The sequence below is a fragment of the Peribacillus sp. AS_2 genome (assembly GCF_026891895.1).
Taxonomy (GTDB): Bacteria; Bacillota; Bacilli; order Bacillales; family DSM-1321; genus Peribacillus; species Peribacillus frigoritolerans.
This window is the reverse complement of sequence record NZ_JAPTGA010000005.1, coordinates 1-17,907: the sequence shown is the minus strand read 5'-3', so window position 1 is coordinate 17,907 and position 17,907 is coordinate 1. Positions and strand designations below refer to the sequence as shown.

Below are 17,907 nucleotides of genomic sequence, written 5' to 3'. Positions count from 1 at the left end.
TTTAACTATCAGCTAAAAGGGAAATCGCGTTCAATGCGGCAACAGTGACAGTACTTCCACCTTTTCGGCCAATATTCGTAATGAATGGAACTTCTGTGATCTTAGCGAGTTCCTCTTTCGATTCTGCTGCAGAAACAAACCCAACAGGCATTCCAATGATTAAGTCCGGTTTTGCAATCCCTTCTTTAATGAGGCGAATGAGCTCAAGTAAAGCGGTAGGTGCATTGCCAATGGCATAAATGCCCCCTTCATTTTCCTTTACAGCTTTTTGCATCGAAATGATTGCCCTTGTCGTATTCAAACGTTTTGCCTCGACCATCACATCCGGATCTGAAATATAGCAATGAACGTCCCCGCCGTGTTTTTGAAATCTTTTCTTGCCTGTGCCGCTCTCGATCATTTGCACATCAGCAATGACATGCCTTCCTTTGCGAATGGCTTCCACACCAGCTTGAATGGCATTTGGATGGATGATGACACTTCTTCCCAATTCAAAATCCGCTGAAGCATGAATGACCCTGCGGACGATCTTCCATTCATCTTCAGAAAAATCATGATTGCCCATTTCTTCAGCAATGATTGAAAAGCTATAATCATATATTTTGTCAGGGTCTACCGTGAGTGGTTTAAAATCTGTTTTAAAATCCATCTTGCATTCCTCCTATTTTTCAATTAGCTGTTTATTCAACTCGGCAATGACATGATCAAAACTGGAATGAACATTTTGATAGTCGACATCCGGTCGAGATATCATGATTGTCTCAATTCCACATTCCAACGCGGCTTCCAATTTCTCATCAACCGCACCGACCTTGCCGCTTTCTTTCGTTATCATCAATGTGACCCCATATTGTTCATATAGAGCTTTATTTAATTCTTTGGAAAATGGCCCTTGAATCGCAACGATATTTTTTTGTTCAATGCCCAGCTGCGCACATTTTTCCATATTGTCCATGCGTGGCAGCATTCTCGCTATGACTCTGGTATTCTCGAGCCCCACCAATTCTTTTGCAAACACGGCTAGGGTTTTACTTCCGGTCGTGAGCATGATGACTCCCCGTTTTTCTGCGGCAAGCTTGGCAGCTTCCTCATAATCACGAACAACTATCAATTTATCATTCTGAAACCGTTGACTTTCACGCTCATAACGAATATAAGGAACATTTGCTGCCTTTGCTCCGTTAAGGGCGTTTTTGGATGCTTCTTCGGCAAATGGGTGACTTGCATCGACTACAGCCTGAAAACCTTTTGCAGAGATTAAAGATGTCATATCTTCTGCAGATAATCGGCCAATCCGGGTGGATATCCCTGCATCCTGCAAACTCTTAGCAGCCGATTCGGTTACAACAGTTGCCAAAACCTTGTACCCCACCTGCTGCATCTCAATCGCTAATTCCCTTGCATCACTTGTACCCGCCAAGAACAAAATCATTTTGATGTCCCCACCGCTTGCCCATCATGATCATGGTGATGATCATGGTCGTGGTCGTGATGGTGATCATGATCGTGGTCGTGATGGTGATGGTGATGAGCATGTCCATGTTCCTCGACATGTTTACGATAGTTTTCCAAATCACGCGCCCCGCTTGATTTGCCTTCACTGGCTTCAATTACTCGTTCTTGCAGAATGTTCTGTAAGGTTGGATGATATCCAAAATACTTTGCCAATATGAATTCTCGATCATGATATTGCTCTTGATAGCCTTTCAGCATATCCTCCATTCTTTCCATCAACACCCCAGTGAAGAGGAAATATGGCAGCATCACAATTTTTTTTGCCCCTAAGCGGATGCATCGTTCAATACCTTCATCCACGTGAGGGTCCGTTACACCCATGAAGGCTGTTTCGACCCATTTAACGCTTAATTTTTCCCATAATAATCGTGAAATTTTATATATATCACTATTGGCATCAGCATCACTGCCACCTCGGCCAATTAGCAATATCGCTGTCTCAGAATGTTCAGAGGTCGTATCGAATCCCGCTTCCTCAAGACGGTCTGTCAGGATCGTCAATACATCATGGTGGACCCCGATCGTTTGGCCGTATGTGAATTTCACTTCTGGATACTTGGTTTTCCCATCCTCTATTTCAGCTGGGATATGTAATTTCGAATGTCCTGCATGCAACAAAATGATCGGTATGACGATAACTTCAGTAGCCCCTCGTTTTACACAATTATCGATTCCTTTGGATATATTCGGTGCCGCAAATTCCAAGAAGCACGTTTCCACTAGGAAACGCCCGTCCATTGCCGGAATCATATTTTCAATAAAATTACGGACTTCTTCATTTCCCGAAGCCAACCGGCTTCCGTGTCCTACGAACAAAACTGCTTTCATTTACTTTCCCCCTCTTGATTAGTCTTCACAAGGCGCAGGCTCTATGTTTATTTTTGGAGCGATGTCCTGATAAGAAAAATTCTGTATCTTTTTCGACCGTTTGAAGTATTTAAAAAGCCGCTCATTTGGATGGGCATTTTGCTTATACTCGCCGACAATGTCCGTGATCAGTTCTACAAGCTGTTCCGGTTCAATGCCTTCCGCTACCGGCTGACCCGGATGGGCTGTTCTTCCAACCGGTTTAGCTCCAAGAAATAAGTCGAACTTCCCTTTTCGGAAGACAATCCCGATATCATCCATCACAGCACTATAACAAGCCATCCCACACCCATTAAAACCGATGTTCAGTTCCTTGGGCATGCTCATTCCGCCAAGCACCCGGTGTATTTCGTCCGCATAAGGAATGGATTCCGCTTTTTCACCATCACAGAAATCACAGGCTTTTAATGTCAGTACATCCCCAATCGGCGACAAAAGAAAGTTTGCTGATTGCAATTTCCCTGTAATGCTTTCCGGATCCATTGTCGGAATCTTTAAGACGATTTTATGATTTGGCGTATACTCCATCGTTCCCTTTTCCCCGACAACTTCCGCAAGTGTCATCATTTGTTTGGGAGTGAATTGTTTATTCGCCACACCTGGACTAACGGCAAGTTCGAATACCGACTCCATTTTTTGCTGAACAATCGGCTGAATGGACTGCTTAACGGCTTGACCCTTGACTCTTGACAGGGCCTCCATTGCCATTTCATAGGAAGCTGGCTTCTTTTCTGGTGCTTTTGTAAGTAATCCAACTCCTCCAGCGGACTCGGTTAAGGCTTCTTGATCTAATGCCCACGGTTCCGCTTCTTTTTGCAGTCGCTGATGCGGCTTCAATGTTTGCTTTTCCGAATTCAGCGTATATTTTCTCTGATAGCCTCTTGGTGTGATGATTTTGTCATCATATAAAAAGGTGGATGAATTACCGATAATGACGGTTGTCAACATTCCAATATCGTGATTCAACATATCCTGCAAATTGGTTATGACAATATCCTGCCTATCGCGATAAGCACTTTTCACCAACCCGACAGGTGTATCCGGCGAGCGGTAGCGAAGGAGAATCTTCTGTGTTTCAACAATTTGCCGGGTCCGCCTGCCGCTGCGCGGATTATAAAGCGCGATGACAAAGTCTGCCATTGCAGCTGCTTCAACCCTTTTAGCGATCAGTTCCCAAGGAGTTAAATGATCACTGAGGCTGATCGTACACGAATCGTGCATGACGGGCGCCCCAAGTAAAGACGCACATGAGTTGATTGCAGAAATGCCAGGAATGACTTCAATGCCCACTCCAGTTTCTTCTTTCCAGCCTTTTTCAATCAATACTTCATAAACCAACCCTGCCATCCCGTAAACTCCGGCATCCCCACTGGAAATCACCGCCACTTTCTTTCCCAGCTCCGCTTGTTTCACTGCTTCCTGTGCACGTGATACCTCTTCAGTCATCCCCGTACTAATGATCGTTTGATCTGTTAGCAGTCCCTGAATGAGTTCAACATAAGTTTTATAACCAATGATGTAGTCACTTTCTTGAAGGGCTTCGACGGCACGTTTGGTAATGTGTTCAAAATTCCCGGGCCCAAAGCCCACGACGAATAATTTACCGTTTGTACTCATTAAGACATCTCCTTTTACGCTTTGTTCTTTGAAATACCCGTATGAGCAGGAAAATCTGGATTAGGGGCCATTTCCCCGTCATTATACTGATAGATCATCTGTGGAACAAACTCACCATCATCGATATTACTGACGATCTGCCGACCGAAATCAGGCGTTTCCACTCGATACCAGTTTCCTTGGGGATAGGCAATCACAACGCAGGCATCCTTACATCTTCCGTTACAGCGGGTCCTCGTTGTATGGATTTTCAGATCCAGTCCTTTTGAAGCAATTTCATCGCGAATCGCTTGGGTTACTTCTTCCCCGCCCTTTTTCATGCAGCTGCTCCCATTACAAATCAACAGATGCGTATTTGTACCCGTCAAGTTCCAAGTAGTCATGTTCTTCCTCCTGAGTTCAGGGAAAAGGCAAAATAAAAAACCTTAACATAAGAGTCAAGGTTTTAAAAAAACTATATGAATGAGGAGCCAAAGGCAAGCATGCCAAATCCTCCCAAAATCGTCATAGTCCTTCTACCTTTCCCTCCGAAAAGTATCATGCAATTTTAAAAGCAGGTTTCCTGGCTTACGCTTCATTTTACTTTGTCCCTTCCCGGCATCATGCCAGTGGCTATCGACAATTTCATCAGCGTTTACAGTAGCGGGGGCTGCATCGGATTTTCACCGATTTCCCTATTATCCCTTGCTTATTCACACAAGGGCACTTTTAAAATGAAATATTTGGTTTTATTATACATTTCAAACTAACTTAATCTATCATATAACAACTTTGTCAAAATTCAATAGTTTATTCCGACTGTTTAGAAAAGTTTAAACGTGTAAAACCAGTTACAAACCTTTCCTCGCAACAAATTTCGGCCTCAAAAAAAAGATAGTGTAGCTGGAATTATTTCTTTATGGTACACTATACGAGAATTTTCTAAATAATTACATAAGTTTCATGGTGTTGAATTTCTCGGAATTCAGCTTAAAAGGGAAGCCGGTGAAAATCCGGAGCGGTCCCGCCACTGTAAAGGGAAGTTCCATTACGTTAACTTTAATCCACTGTCAAATGAGATGGGAAGGATGTAATGGGATGATGAACCAAAGCCAGGAGACCTGCCATGAAGCGTGAAACTGTTTCAGCCTACGAGGATGGGCGTGCGGATCAGGCAAAATGGCCCATGGTTGGTTCATGCTGCAAAATTCCTGTTCATTACGCACTTCTTTCCTTTGAGAGAAGTGCTTTTTAGTTTGAGCGCGCCGCTTTTCTTCTCAAGATTGATCAGAACAATAAAAAGTGTTGAAAGGAGAAAGAATGAAAAGAACCAATTGGAAAATTATTTATTTTGTCATTTTACTGCTTTTTGTCCCGAAACGGGCATTGGCCATGCATATCATGGAGGGCTTTTTACCCATAGAATGGGCTATATTCTGGTGGGCCGTGACGCTTCCATTTTTAATCTTGGGTTACCGGTCCATTAGGTCCAAAGTAAGGGAAAACCCTGAAACAAAAATGATACTTGGCCTATCGGGCGCATTTGTATTTATATTATCGGCCCTAAAGATTCCTTCCGTTACGGGAAGTTCTTCGCACCCTACCGGAGTTGGTTTAGGTTCCATACTATTCGGACCATTGGCCATGAGCGTGGTCGGCTCCATCGTTCTGTTATTTCAAGCTGTTTTACTGGCACACGGAGGATTGACGACATTAGGGGCCAATGCATTCTCCATGGCCGTTTGCGGACCCTTCATTGCTTACTTTGTCTTCAAGGGCGCAACTAAATTGGGATGGTCTTTTTCACTTGCCGTATTCTTGGCAGCTGCTTTTGGGGATTTGGGCACCTATGTGGTAACTTCCGTTCAACTTGCTCTTGCTTTCCCTTCCGAGGTAGGAGGATTCATGGCCTCTTTCAGTAAATTTGCAGGGATTTTTGCCCTGACCCAAATTCCCTTGGCCATCAGTGAGGGGTTATTGACAGTCGTCGTAATGAATTTCTTGAAAAAATACAATCTAGGCGAATTGAAATTGCTGCGAGTTTTATCTAAGGAGGCCCGTTAAAATGAAAAAAAGTTTACTGCTGCTTTTCCTGGTTGTCATTCTTGCAACCTTACCGTTAATCACCCAACAAGGAACGGAATTTGGCGGTGCCGACGGCGAAGCTGAGGAAGCCATCACTAAGATCCATCCGGAATACAAGCCATGGTTCAACAGTATTTGGGAGCCGCCAGGTGCAGAAACCGAAAGCTTATTATTTGCGCTTCAAGCTGCAATCGGAGCCGGTTTCATTGGATACTTCATTGGTGTGATGAGACAAAGGAATAAGCAAACCAAACAAGAATTGGCCGAAAAATCGAAGCATGTTACTCATTGATAAATATGCCTATTTCAATGGGCTAAAGGATGTACATCCGTTGGAAAAGATGGTTTTTGCACTCTCTCTTTTGCTGTTTTCGTTAACGGTAAGGGATATGGCCGTTTCGCTCATCACTTTTACGGTGATGAGCGCTTTAATCATTTTCGCGGCAAAAATCCCGCTTTCTTTTTATCTTAAATTACTCCTATTACCAGGATTTTTTATACTATCAGGAACCATTACCATCCTTTTTTCTTTCACTAGTAAATTCACTTCGATTTCGAATATATGGTGGTCCTGGAAGATCGGGAATTGGCAAATATTCATCAGCGATGACAGCTTTGGTACGGTGGCCAATTTGATCACTGTCGTATTCTGCAGCATCAGCTGTTTATATTTCCTTACCTTAACTACACCCATTACCGTCATCCTATCCGTGCTGCGAAAACTTAAAGTGCCTTCGTTATTGGTCGATTTAATAGAATTGACCTATCGATTCATCTTTATTTTTTTAGATACGGCTTTGGCCATTCACCAATCACAAGCTTCACGGCTGGGGTATGGTTCGTTTAGGAAAGGCATTCGATCTCTCGGATTACTAATTTCATCATTATTTTTAGGAGTATTGCAGCGCTCTGGACAGTTGACGATGGCCATGAACGCAAGAGGCTATCAGGAGAACCTTTCCTATATCGAGGATACTTACACCTATTCCTCACGCAATTGGCTGATCGCGATTGTCATACTAGGAAGCTTAATCCTTATTAATGGATATTTGTAAATTGGAGGCAACCCAACAATGGACGAGCATATTTTTCATATAGAAGGCCTCACCCATCAATTCGCAGATGGAACCTTCGCTTTAAAAGGACTTTCGCTAACGATCCAACAAGGTAAAAAAATTGCATTATTAGGCAATAATGGTGCTGGCAAATCGACTTTATTCCTCCATTTAAATGGTCTATTACAACCTACTGCAGGAAAGATCAGATTTAAGGGCAAGAAAATGAAATATGACCGGAAAGCATTATTATCATTACGAAAGCAAGTCGGTATCGTTTTTCAAGATCCCGACTCTCAGCTCTTTTCCGCTAATGTACAACAGGATATATCGTTTGGACCAATGAATTTAGGATGGGATAGAATTACAGTGCAGGAGAAAGTAAATTGGGCAATGGCTGAAACGGAAGTAACCGAACTAAAAGATAGACCTACCCATTTTTTGAGCCTTGGGCAAAAAAAACGGGTCGCCATCGCAGGGGTACTTGCCATGGAGCCCGATGTCTGGCTACTGGACGAGCCTACCGCTGGATTGGATCCTTATTTCTCAAGACAGATCATGAATCTGCTGGACAGTATCCACCACCCTGATAAAACGATAATCCTCTCAACCCATGATGTTAATTTTGCTTACCAATGGGCAGATGAAATCGTGGTCATGAACGATGGTAAGGTCATATACCAAGGGGACCCTGTTTCCGTTTTCCATGATGAAGACGTTTTGCTGCAGGCACATCTGGAGAAACCGTGGATTTTTGAAATGTTTCAAGCCCTTCTTCAATCAAGGAATCTTGCAGAAAGGGACCTTTTCCCAAGAACGAAGGAAGAATTGCTTCAAAACTTGGAAACAGAAAAAATTTATTAATTAAGATCCCCTAGCTTCTGTTTCACCTTTCCAGAAGCTAGGGGACCCGATATATCTTTAAAATATTCAGCGATAATCCTTGTTCAAAAGCAAAAACCTCAGTATTACTTTTCTTCCTTTTCTTTTTTAATCTCAATATCCCTTCCGTTCACATCATCAATGACTGCCTTTTTCTCGCCTTCCGCATAAGTATCCGAGACTTGTTCGTGGGTTTGAGCCAGTCCAGAAGATAAAGGATCTTCCCGTTTATAATCGCTGACATCATATATTCTCCCGGCAACTTCTGAAGATTCATTTTTTGATTGCTTCCTATCCATTTGTTTCACTCCTAGTTTTTAAATTATCATTGCAGTATTAAAGACAAAGGTATTTTGTGTAAAAAACGAAGCAATATTCAATAATGATGAAAAAAGGGGGAAAAGACGAAAAAAGCTTACAAGTAAAATCCCCTTTCAAGGAATTACTTGTAAGCTTAATGAGAACTTAGGCTTCCTTTTTCACATCCACATTATCGGATGGGTCACCCCAACATTCCACATTCTTCAAACCTTTAATATTGTTCACATGGAAAACTGGATTTTTCCCACTTTTCTTTTGCTTTTGATAATCCGCCAGTGCAGCAAAAGCAATTTTCCCTAGTAATGCTATGGCAATCAGGTTGATAATCGCCATAAGGGCCATAAGCAAGTCAGCCAGTCCCCAAACAAAATCCAGCGAGGCAAGCGAACCGAATATCACCATTCCTACGACTGCGACACGATAGACATTCAGCCAAAACTTATTTTCATTGATGAAGCCGATGTTCGACTCTCCATAATAATAGTTGCCCACAATGGAACTAAAGGCGAATAAAAGTACGATAATGGCAAGGAAAATACCTGCCCAAGATCCCAATGCCGTTCCGAGGGCATTTTGGGTAAGGACGATACCGTCCGTTTCCTTCGATGTATAAAGACCGGAAAACAAAATGATGAAGGCTGTCGAGCTGCAAATGATGAGCGTATCGACAAAAACACCTAGAGACTGAATGAGCCCTTGTTTGACGGGATGACTGACATCAGCCGTCGCACCAGCATTTGGTGCACTACCCATCCCGGCTTCATTTGAAAATAGGCCGCGCTTGATTCCCTGCATCATGGCAGCTCCCAGTACTCCGCCAGCCACTTCTTTTATTCCATCGAATGCACTTTCAAAGATCAAAGCAAAAACACCAGGTAACTCGGTAATGTTCATGATGATGATAATCAACGCCACTATTACATAGGCTCCTGCCATGATCGGAACGATGACTTCAGAGACTTTTGCAACCATTTTTATCCCGCCAAAAATGATGACAGCCGTGACCATAGCCAAGATGATTGCCGTAACCCACTTTTCAATCCCAAACGATTCATTGAATGCGCTTGTAATCGTATTGGCTTGTACCGAGTTGAAAGCTAGTCCAAATGTAAGCGAAATCAACACGGCGAAAGTGATTCCCATCCAACGGGCATTCAATGCCTTTTCCATATAATAAGCAGGACCGCCGCGGAATGCATCCCCATCCTTGACTTTATAGATTTGAGCAAGTGTACTTTCAATGAATGCGGAAGCAGATCCGATCAATGCTATTAACCACATCCAAAATACGGCTCCAGGTCCGCCCGTCGTGATTGCGATGGCAACACCTGCAAGGTTACCCGTTCCTACCCGCGATGCCGTGCTTATGCAAAATGCCTGAAAGGATGTTACACCTTTTTTATCCGCTGTGGCCCCTTCTCCCAAAAGCCTGAACATTTCCCCTACCATTCTGAATTGGACAAACTTCGTGCGGATGCTAAAATAAAGACCCAATCCAACCAACATGATGATCAATATGGAAGACCATAGCACACCATTAGCCTCACTAATAAATTTTTCTAAGAACTCCATTAAATCAAACCCCTCTACTCAACTCTAATTATTATTATAAAAACATATACAACTATAATTTATTTCCCGGTTCAATGGGGAGATAAACAAATGAAACCCATAAAAAAAGGAAATTCCACAATGAATCTCCAATACAATAATATATTATATCCTAACACACGATTTTTTTCATTCATGAATTGGTGGAATCAATCGAAAAATATAATATTTCAGTATCATTTCCTTTAGATAATAATCATACTTCCTCACTTCATTTAACACTTCAATGTTAAATTTTATTCATATTCCAAACACATCTTGGATATAGCACATAAAAGCCTCACACGTCCTGATTCCAGGTTAACGTGCGAGGCTTATTTGCATTCCTCTGCTCAATCTTATATTTGCTATAAGTCTCAATTTTGCTAGATGGTTAGAATACCTTGTGAAAACATCTTTCTTAATTCTTTTTTATCTATTTTTCCAATCGGCGTTAATGGGAACTTATCAAGAAAATAGGCAATTTTAGGAACCATATACTTAGAGGTCCTTTGTTTGCAGAAATCAATTAATTCCTCACTAGTACAGCTCAGTCCTTCATGCAATGCTATCACGACACACACTACTTCTCCCCAATCTGGATGGGGAACGCCAATGCATGCGCTTAATGCAACAGAAGGGTGCTGGTTCACCACTCGCTCCACTTCTGAAGAATATACGTTCATCCCGCCTGTAATGATCATATCTTTCTTCCTATCTACAATATAAAGGTAACCGCTTTCATCCCATTTACCAATATCCCCCGTGTAGAACCAGCCATCACGGATGTATTCATGGGTAAGATCCGGTCTTTGATAATAGCCAACCATCATGGCTGGGGACTTTACGATGATTTCTCCAAACTCGGTTGGTTTTACATCATTTCCATTCTCATCAATCAGTCGAACTTCGGTAAGAATGCACGGTTTTCCACAGCTTTTCAAAACTTCCGGATTATTATGATAAGCCCATACATGAGCGCTCTTCGATAGTCTTGAAATGACAATATTACATTCTGTCATGCCGTATTGCTGGCGCATGATAGGCCCGAATACTTCAAAAGCTTCTTTAAGGCGCTTCTGTGAAATCGGTGACGCACCATAGAAGATATTGCGCATGGAGCTCATATCATATTCCATCTTCTTGGTCTGATCAAGAAGCCTGTATAACATGGTCGGTACCATGAATGTCGTCGTGATTTCATGTTCCTTTATCGCCTGTATGAATGCTGCAGCGTCGAATGAGCCCATCACATAAACATGGACGCCCGAAACAAGGGATCTCCAAAGTAGTGAACCGGCTGAATGCACAATGGGCGTACTTAGCAATACCCGGTCCCGGTCGTCCAGCGGGTCTTCGATAGCTGCAGAAAGTATCGCGGCGCCGAGTCCTTTCTGGGAATGCATGACGCCTTTGGGTGTACCCGTTGTCCCGCCTGTATAGGACAGAAGGGCAATGTCATCTTCTTCAGCTGTTGGCAAGTCTAAATTATTTATTTCACCAGGACATTTAAATAGTTCAAACTCCTCCGGATAATTACTATTAAAGCCAGGGAGCCCAATAACATGGACCTCCTCCTTCTTCATTTCTTCCAAATACTCTAAGAAGGTGTCAAAGTGTGTCTGTGTAGCAATTATGACCACTTCTGGTTTTGCTTCCTTTAAAATGAATTGTATTTCTCGTTTTCCGAGTTTTTCACTTAATGGCACCAAGGTAGCCCCGCATTGCTGGACGGCCAAACCAAACATCACACTTTCCAAACTGTTTGGAATGATGGTCGCTATGCGGACGCCCCTTCCTGCACCTAAACGCATTAAATAAGAAGTGATACGTTCTGTTTTCTTCCATAACTCGTCGTAGGTTATCATTTCTCCGTTTGGCAACAAGGTAATAGCCGGCAGGTCACCGAATCGTTTCATTCCTTTATTCATCAGTGACTGAAATGTCAACTTATGCAGCATGAATTTTTTCCTCCCCCGAAAAAGTTTTCATCCTTTTAATAGTGCTTTGGCAATTGTATTTTTTTGAATCTCTGAGGTACCGCTCAGAATCCGATACATCCGTGCACTCCTGTACATTTTTTCTACTGGATGGCCTTTTACCAAGCCTTTGGAGCCAAAGATTTGGATGGCCTTGTCAGCCACACGGCTATTTACCTCTGAAGCAAACAGCTTGGCCATGGACGTACCGGCCCGATCCTCTTTTCCCTGATCAATTTTATCAACCACATCATAGACCATGCATTTTGCTGCATAGATTTCCGTCGCCATATCTGCGAGCATATGCTGAATTGCCTGGAAGTCACCGATGGGCCGGCCATACTGGACTCGCGTTTTGGCATGTTCAATAGATAAATCGAGAAGGTGTTGAGCCATTCCGATAAAGCCGGCGGCATGGGAAGCGCGATTTGTGTTTATTCTTTTCAATCCGAGCAGCAACCCTTTTCCTGGTTCTCCGATTATATTGGCGGCAGGCACTCGACATTGATTGAAATTCAATTCGGCATGTATGCGTTCTCCTGATAGGGGAACTTGAATGTCTCCTAGTTCAAACCCTGGATGTTGTGGTGTTTTTTTATCAACTAGGAAAGCAGTGATCCTTTCTTTTTCTCCTTTCCGGGATTCTTTCGCTATGACAATGGCGAAATCAGCATAGGGGGCCGCACTGATAAAATGTTTCTTTCCGCTTAATATATAATCATTTCCGTCTTTAACGGCTGTTGTTTCGATAGCGAATGCATCCGACCCGGCATTGGGTTCTGTAAGGGCAAAGCAGCAACTCACTTCTCCCGTCACAACGGGCATCACATATTTTTCTATTTGCTCCGGTGTAAAACTTTCCAACATCTGACCAATTCTTAGCGGCCCGCCAATCTCCCCTATAACCTGCCCCCATAAAACCGCTCCGGAACGTGCCAATTCTTCCTTGAACATGCATAATCCTTTTAAGCTTACTTCTTGTCCGCCATATTTTTCAGGGAGGTTAATTCCGTAAAAGCCCAATTCCCTGGATCTTTTCCTTGCCCATTTTATGGCTTCCATCGGAATATCCTCTTCAGCGTTCAAGCCATGCTCCTGTTCATATGGAAGCAATTCATTTTGGATGAAATCCTGCAACTTTGTTTGAAGTACCTCTAATTTCTCTTCCTGGGTCGTAACCATATGTTTCCCCTTTCGATTTTTATTTTCGTCTTAATTTTTAAATATTTGAAATGTTATAAAATCAATTTTAAATGTAAATAATATTTAAGTAAAATAAGGATATATGATATAAATATAAAAAATATTGATGTAAATAAAAAAATATTAGTTCCCTATCATCATAGGAAACTAATATTTAAGAGTGGTGTAGAATTCGAGACATTTTATAAACTCCCTGGCAGCTTTTGAAAAATACTGCTTCTTAGAGCAAACGTAACCGAATTCCATTGTATTATTTTCCATCTCCACCAAAGGAATGGCCACAAGCTCCCCGCTTAGGAAATAGGGGTCGCTGTTAACTCCAATATCATAAGAAAAGGCAATCGCTAATCCCTCAGCGACGGTTTTTTTGATGATCTCTGTATTATTTGTGAAAAACAAAATATTCATCTCACCGTATTGATCAAAAAAACCTTTAATGAACGACTTCATTCTTGGTCCATTGTAAATGACCAAATTTTGGTCCATAAGCTCTCGTGGGGTTATGCTTTTACGGTTCACTAATGGTGAGTTCTTACTGACCATCACAATCACTTTTGCTTCCATCAAAGGTTGGAATTCCAACTCAATTTCTTTTGGTTTAACCTTTGGGATATTCAATAGCCCGATGTCTATCTTACCATTCCGTACTTCTTCGGTTATCTCTTGTCCCCCTTTTTCTTCAATGACAATTTTCACCTCGGGATACTTCTTCTTAAATAAGGCCAAGGATTTAGGCAAAACCGTTAGAAATAAACCTTGTGTTGATGAAAGGCGCAACTCTTTTTCCATCGTATCTGAATGTATTTGGGCACTGTCTCTTATTTCTTCCAATTTGCTTAATACTTCAAGAGCTTTCTGGATGATTTCCTTTCCGTCTTCTGTAGGTATGGTTCCTAACCTTGACCTCTTGAAGATTTTTATACCTAATTCCTTCTCCAAACTCGTAATGGCCATACTGATTCCAGATTGAGAGATATGGAGGCTTTCTGATGCAGTGGAAATCGAGTTAACCTCGGCTACCTTAATGATATATTCCAATTGTTCAATATTCATGGTTTATTCTCCTTCTAGCCTATTACTACTATCATACCTCGAACAGAAAGCCCTTTCAATTTTAGAGAAGTAAATCAGAATACCTTATACAATGGTAGATGTTTTTTCGTATTCTTTAGCGGGTTGTGCCTGATTATTTTTAATAGATACGGCAACAATCGTTCCCAATAACGCTATTATCACCAAAAACAGGAAAGCGGCATTATAGGAGCCATTAAACAGACTGATAATCAAACCGAGGGCTAAAGGAGAAACAGCACCTGCAATTTGACCGGCGAAAGTTACGAGTCCGGAGGCAGAGCCCGTTAGTTCCTTTGGTGAGTATTTTATGATGATCGTATATAGAACGGTTCCAAAGAAAGATAGTGCTACGGAGTTGAGGGTGAGATACGTGATGATAAGTCCTATAGACGTGGCGTTAGACATTAAAAAGAGAAAAATTGCCGATAATAAAGCGCCTGCAGCGGCAAGATACTTCTCCCGGTTAGCCATATGTTTATCCAGAAGCCACCCGCTTACATTAAACATCAAGAAACCAAAAATATAAGGGATTGCCAATAAACCTCCGGCGGCTATTAAATCCACTCCTTTTTCTTTAACCAAATATATAGGCATCCAAGTGATCAAACCATAGTTGATAATATTTGATATAAACTTGAATGTTATGAGTTTCCAAATATTTTCGATTTTAAATAACAGTTTCAGAGCAACCTTTTTTTGTTTCGGTTTGTCTTTTTTAACCTCTTGATTTCCTTGAGGCTTGAGAATGAACCAAATTCCGAGAGAAGCCAATATCCCTAGAATTCCGGAAATGGTAAACATGCCCCGCCAACCGAATGCCACCACCATTGAAGCAGCAAGTGCAGTACCTAATATCCCGCCAATATTTTGGGCAGACAGGAAAAACGAATTTGCCCGGCCCCGTTCTTCTTCCGGGAAGTTATCTCGTATAGTGGACATACTGGCAGGATAGAAAGGCCCTTCACCTAACCCGAACAGAAAACGGATGAATAATAAAGACATGAACGACCAAGCAAACCCAGTCATTACAGTGAACAAGGACCAACTAAACAAAGAAACAGTAACCATGACCCTGGCGCCATACTTATCGGTCATCCATCCACCAAGCGGTTGCATGAGTGAGTAGCTAACAAAAAATATACTAATTAAAATACCTGTCTGGGACGTAGTGAGATGAAACTCTTCTGCAATAGGGATAATCCCGACATTTATGGCAACGCGATCAAAAAAACTTAAGATCATTCCAACAAATAAAAGGCCGCTAATCATTATTTTTCGTTTCTTACTTGCATATAACTGCATTCCCCATCACTCCATTTTTTTATATTTTCACAAAACCTCAGCCTCACAGGAAGCGCTTACAATTCTTTTCGAATTACAAAACTTGTTCTGTAACTATTAGGAGCGTTTTATAAAAAATTAAAAACGAAACAAGTTGCCTTCAGGATTAATTATTCAAACCCACGAGACTGCTAAGTAGACTCGTGGGTAACTGATCCATCCTTGTTTCAGAATATGAAGTGTTTGATTATCACGGAGTTACGATATTAACCTTAGGTTGGAATTGATCCAGCAAAGTCAGGAAATCTTCAAACTGTTTTTTATCACCGGAAATGGCAACTTTACCGGCTGCTTCCATTTTGGATAAATCTTCCCGTCCCAGAGCAATCTGATAGAAGGTTATTCTATCTAATGTTAATGCTGCATCAGGGTTGGACGCCATTTTCCCTTTTTTGAAGTTCAATACAGAATTATTCAGATCGATCGTGTAATTGGTTTTCGAATCTGTAAATGTCAAATTGAAAGTCATATTTTTATTTTCCGCTTTCATTCCGTTTAATTTAATGGACAAGAATTTGAGGAAATCATCCATTGGCATATTGAGCAGCGTATCTAGATTCATCATTCCGCCACTTCCCTTTGAGTCTGCCACACCATTCCTTAACTCGTCTGCGCCAGTAAGATAGAAATTACGCCACACAGAAGATTCTGCTGTGTATCCTAATTGCTCATAAGCTTTAGCCAGTAAATTTTTTGCTTCTGTATTTTTCGGGTTAGCCATGACGACATGCTTTAAGACTTGAGCCACCCAGCGATATTCCCCTTTTTTATAATCAAGTTTTGCCTGTTTAATGATCTTCTTTTCCCCACCCATATACTGTACATATTTAGCGCCCGATTCCTCTTGTGGTAATGGATCCAAGTCGGATGGATTACCGTTGAAATATCCTAAATAAAAGTTGTACACCGCTTTTACGTTATGTTTCAATGTTCCGTAATACCCCCGATTGGCCCAGACTTTATCCAACTTTTCAGGAAGCTTTAACTCTTCCGCGATTTCGTCAGGTGTGAGACCTAAATTAGCTAATCGTATGGTTTGGTCATGAATATATTTGTATAAATCACGCTGACTTTCCAACTGCTCCAAAACATTGTCCCTTCCCCATATGGGCCATGTATGGGCCGTAACCATAGCATCTATATCTTCGTTTCCGAACAGATCAACAGTTTCATCAAGTGCTTTCACCCATTTTAGCGTATCTCTGGTTTTAGCTCCCCTTAATGTATAAATATTATGTAACGTGTGTCCGGTGTTCTCCGCTACCACTAAAGTTTTGTAATCATTGATATAATAATGCATTTCAGATGGAGCTTCCGAATCCGGCGCCAATAAAAATTTAAATGTAATTCCGTCTATTTCCACCGTTTGAATATCATCCTTCACTTCCATTGTTGGAGGTAAATAGCTAAAAGTTCCGTTACTTAATCCTGGGCCAATACCAGAAGTAACAAATCCCCTTTCACTTGCGGGTAAGAGATTTCCAAACATATAACCTGCACGGCGAGACATTATATTGCCTAAAAGAATGTTTTCACTTAGCGCTTCATCGTTAAAACCTGCTGGGACAATAATCGGCACCTTAGCTGGATTTTCAGCATATTGAGCAATGCCTTTCATACCACCAAAGTGATCCGCATGACTGTGACTAATAACAATTGCACTTACTGGGGATTTAGGCCTGTGTTCAAAATAAAGCTCCATGGCGGCTTTGGCCGTTTCAATTGTAGAAAGTGTATCCAAAACTATTAATCCTGTTTTTCCTTCCACAATGGTAAGCACTGATAAATCCTGGCCCCGAACTTGATAAACGCCATCTACCACTTTAAATAAGCCTGTTATATTTTGTAACTGAGCTTGCCTCCACAAGCTTGGGTTTACAGTAAAGCTTGCCGGCTTATCTTCTTTGATGAATGAATATCGATTACTATCCCATACCACGTCACCTTTTGAATTTTTAATGGGATTCATATTCAAAGGCGCTATAAATCCTTTATGTGCATTCTTGAAATCTTCTTTATCTGTAAAATTCAACTGTTCATAAATAGCCTTATTTGCTGAGATTGTTGCATCTGTTGCCGGCATTGGCTCATCTGAAGCAGCATTTGTAACAGAAGAACCTGCCAGTAAAACAAAAACAATGGGAACGGTTACAATTCCTTTAATAAAAGATATTTTGGACATTTCATACCCCTTTCTAAGTAGATATCTTGTATCTATTCCGAATGTCGAAGTCGTTTTTTGGGATTTTTTTGAATAATATGAATTTATCTTATAATTAATTTGCCATTAAGTATATTTCCTATTTCTAATAGTAACTTCAATTTTATTTATATAAAGGCAATGTTATATTCTAATGTTGATATTTGACCATAAGGAAACCGCCTTGGTGAAAAGGCGG

General features: G+C 41.4%; 16 protein-coding genes and 2 riboswitches. Of the genes, 4 read left to right on the top strand and 12 right to left on the bottom strand.

What is annotated here, in order from left to right:
* Position 1 precedes the first annotated feature (1 nt).
* Genes OTG27_RS10260 through OTG27_RS10240 form a run of 5 tightly spaced genes read right to left on the bottom strand, consistent with a single transcriptional unit; the run spans position 2 to position 4,382 of the window.
* Positions 2-649, bottom strand: a complete 648-nt coding sequence (locus tag OTG27_RS10260) for a precorrin-8X methylmutase (protein ID WP_034312499.1) — start codon at positions 647-649, stop codon at positions 2-4.
* Between the two features lie 12 nt (positions 650-661).
* Positions 662-1,432, bottom strand: a complete 771-nt coding sequence (cobK, locus tag OTG27_RS10255) for a precorrin-6A reductase (protein ID WP_063576404.1) — start codon at positions 1,430-1,432, stop codon at positions 662-664.
* Entirely contained in the window at positions 1,429-2,343 is a 915-nt protein-coding gene (locus OTG27_RS10250; RefSeq protein ID WP_268936843.1) for a sirohydrochlorin chelatase, read from the bottom strand. Before OTG27_RS10250 ends, cobK begins: the two co-directional genes overlap by 4 nt.
* An 18-nt stretch (positions 2,344-2,361) precedes the next feature.
* Positions 2,362-3,999 (bottom strand): precorrin-3B C(17)-methyltransferase, encoded by a 1,638-nt coding sequence (gene cobJ / locus OTG27_RS10245; RefSeq protein ID WP_268936842.1) that lies wholly within the window; start codon positions 3,997-3,999, stop codon positions 2,362-2,364.
* Between the two features lie 14 nt (positions 4,000-4,013).
* Entirely contained in the window at positions 4,014-4,382 is a 369-nt protein-coding gene (locus OTG27_RS10240; RefSeq protein WP_098866412.1) for a (2Fe-2S) ferredoxin domain-containing protein, read from the bottom strand.
* A 152-nt stretch (positions 4,383-4,534) separates the two neighbouring features.
* Positions 4,535-4,724, bottom strand: a riboswitch (cobalamin riboswitch).
* Positions 4,725-4,925: 201 nt separating this feature from the next.
* A riboswitch (cobalamin riboswitch) is annotated at positions 4,926-5,121 on the top strand.
* 177 nt (positions 5,122-5,298) lie between these two features.
* Between OTG27_RS10240 and OTG27_RS10235 the strand changes: the two genes are divergently transcribed.
* The 4 genes from OTG27_RS10235 to OTG27_RS10220 are packed head-to-tail and all read left to right on the top strand — an operon-like array spanning position 5,299 to position 7,982.
* Positions 5,299-6,042 (top strand): energy-coupling factor ABC transporter permease, encoded by a 744-nt coding sequence (locus OTG27_RS10235; protein ID WP_034312513.1) that lies wholly within the window; start codon positions 5,299-5,301, stop codon positions 6,040-6,042.
* Position 6,043: 1 nt separating this feature from the next.
* The gene (locus OTG27_RS10230) at positions 6,044-6,355 is read left to right on the top strand and encodes an energy-coupling factor ABC transporter substrate-binding protein (protein WP_034312516.1); all 312 of its coding nucleotides are present in this window, start codon (positions 6,044-6,046) and stop codon (positions 6,353-6,355) included.
* Positions 6,342-7,118: a cobalt ECF transporter T component CbiQ gene (gene cbiQ / locus OTG27_RS10225; protein ID WP_268936841.1), complete on the top strand. Its 777-nt coding sequence runs from the start codon at positions 6,342-6,344 to the stop codon at positions 7,116-7,118. The genes OTG27_RS10230 and cbiQ overlap by 14 nt, the downstream gene beginning before the upstream one ends.
* Positions 7,119-7,136: 18 nt before the next feature.
* Entirely contained in the window at positions 7,137-7,982 is an 846-nt protein-coding gene (locus OTG27_RS10220; protein WP_268936840.1) for an energy-coupling factor ABC transporter ATP-binding protein, read from the top strand.
* A gap of 104 nt (positions 7,983-8,086) precedes the next feature.
* Here the strand turns inward: OTG27_RS10220 and OTG27_RS10215 are convergent, their stop codons facing one another.
* The 7 genes from OTG27_RS10215 to OTG27_RS10185 form a co-directional block, all read right to left on the bottom strand.
* The gene (locus tag OTG27_RS10215) at positions 8,087-8,299 is read right to left on the bottom strand and encodes a YozQ family protein (RefSeq protein ID WP_268936839.1); all 213 of its coding nucleotides are present in this window, start codon (positions 8,297-8,299) and stop codon (positions 8,087-8,089) included.
* A gap of 166 nt (positions 8,300-8,465) precedes the next feature.
* Positions 8,466-9,893 carry an alanine/glycine:cation symporter family protein gene (locus tag OTG27_RS10210; RefSeq protein WP_268936838.1) on the bottom strand — a complete coding sequence of 476 codons (1,428 nt, stop codon included), beginning with the start codon at positions 9,891-9,893 and terminating at the stop codon, positions 8,466-8,468.
* A gap of 404 nt (positions 9,894-10,297) precedes the next feature.
* A complete protein-coding gene (locus OTG27_RS10205; protein WP_268936837.1) occupies positions 10,298-11,872 on the bottom strand; it encodes a class I adenylate-forming enzyme family protein in 1,575 nt (524 codons plus the stop codon).
* A gap of 27 nt (positions 11,873-11,899) precedes the next feature.
* Positions 11,900-13,072, bottom strand: coding sequence for an acyl-CoA dehydrogenase family protein (locus OTG27_RS10200; protein WP_034312532.1), 1,173 nt, complete (start codon positions 13,070-13,072; stop codon positions 11,900-11,902).
* 168 nt (positions 13,073-13,240) lie between these two features.
* Positions 13,241-14,146: a LysR family transcriptional regulator gene (locus OTG27_RS10195; RefSeq protein ID WP_268936836.1), complete on the bottom strand. Its 906-nt coding sequence runs from the start codon at positions 14,144-14,146 to the stop codon at positions 13,241-13,243.
* Positions 14,147-14,230: 84 nt separating this feature from the next.
* Positions 14,231-15,469: an MFS transporter gene (locus OTG27_RS10190; RefSeq protein WP_268936835.1), complete on the bottom strand. Its 1,239-nt coding sequence runs from the start codon at positions 15,467-15,469 to the stop codon at positions 14,231-14,233.
* Between the two features lie 229 nt (positions 15,470-15,698).
* Complete coding sequence (locus OTG27_RS10185) at positions 15,699-17,690, bottom strand: alkyl/aryl-sulfatase (RefSeq protein WP_268936834.1); 1,992 nt, start codon at positions 17,688-17,690, stop codon at positions 15,699-15,701.
* Positions 17,691-17,907 lie beyond the last annotated feature (217 nt).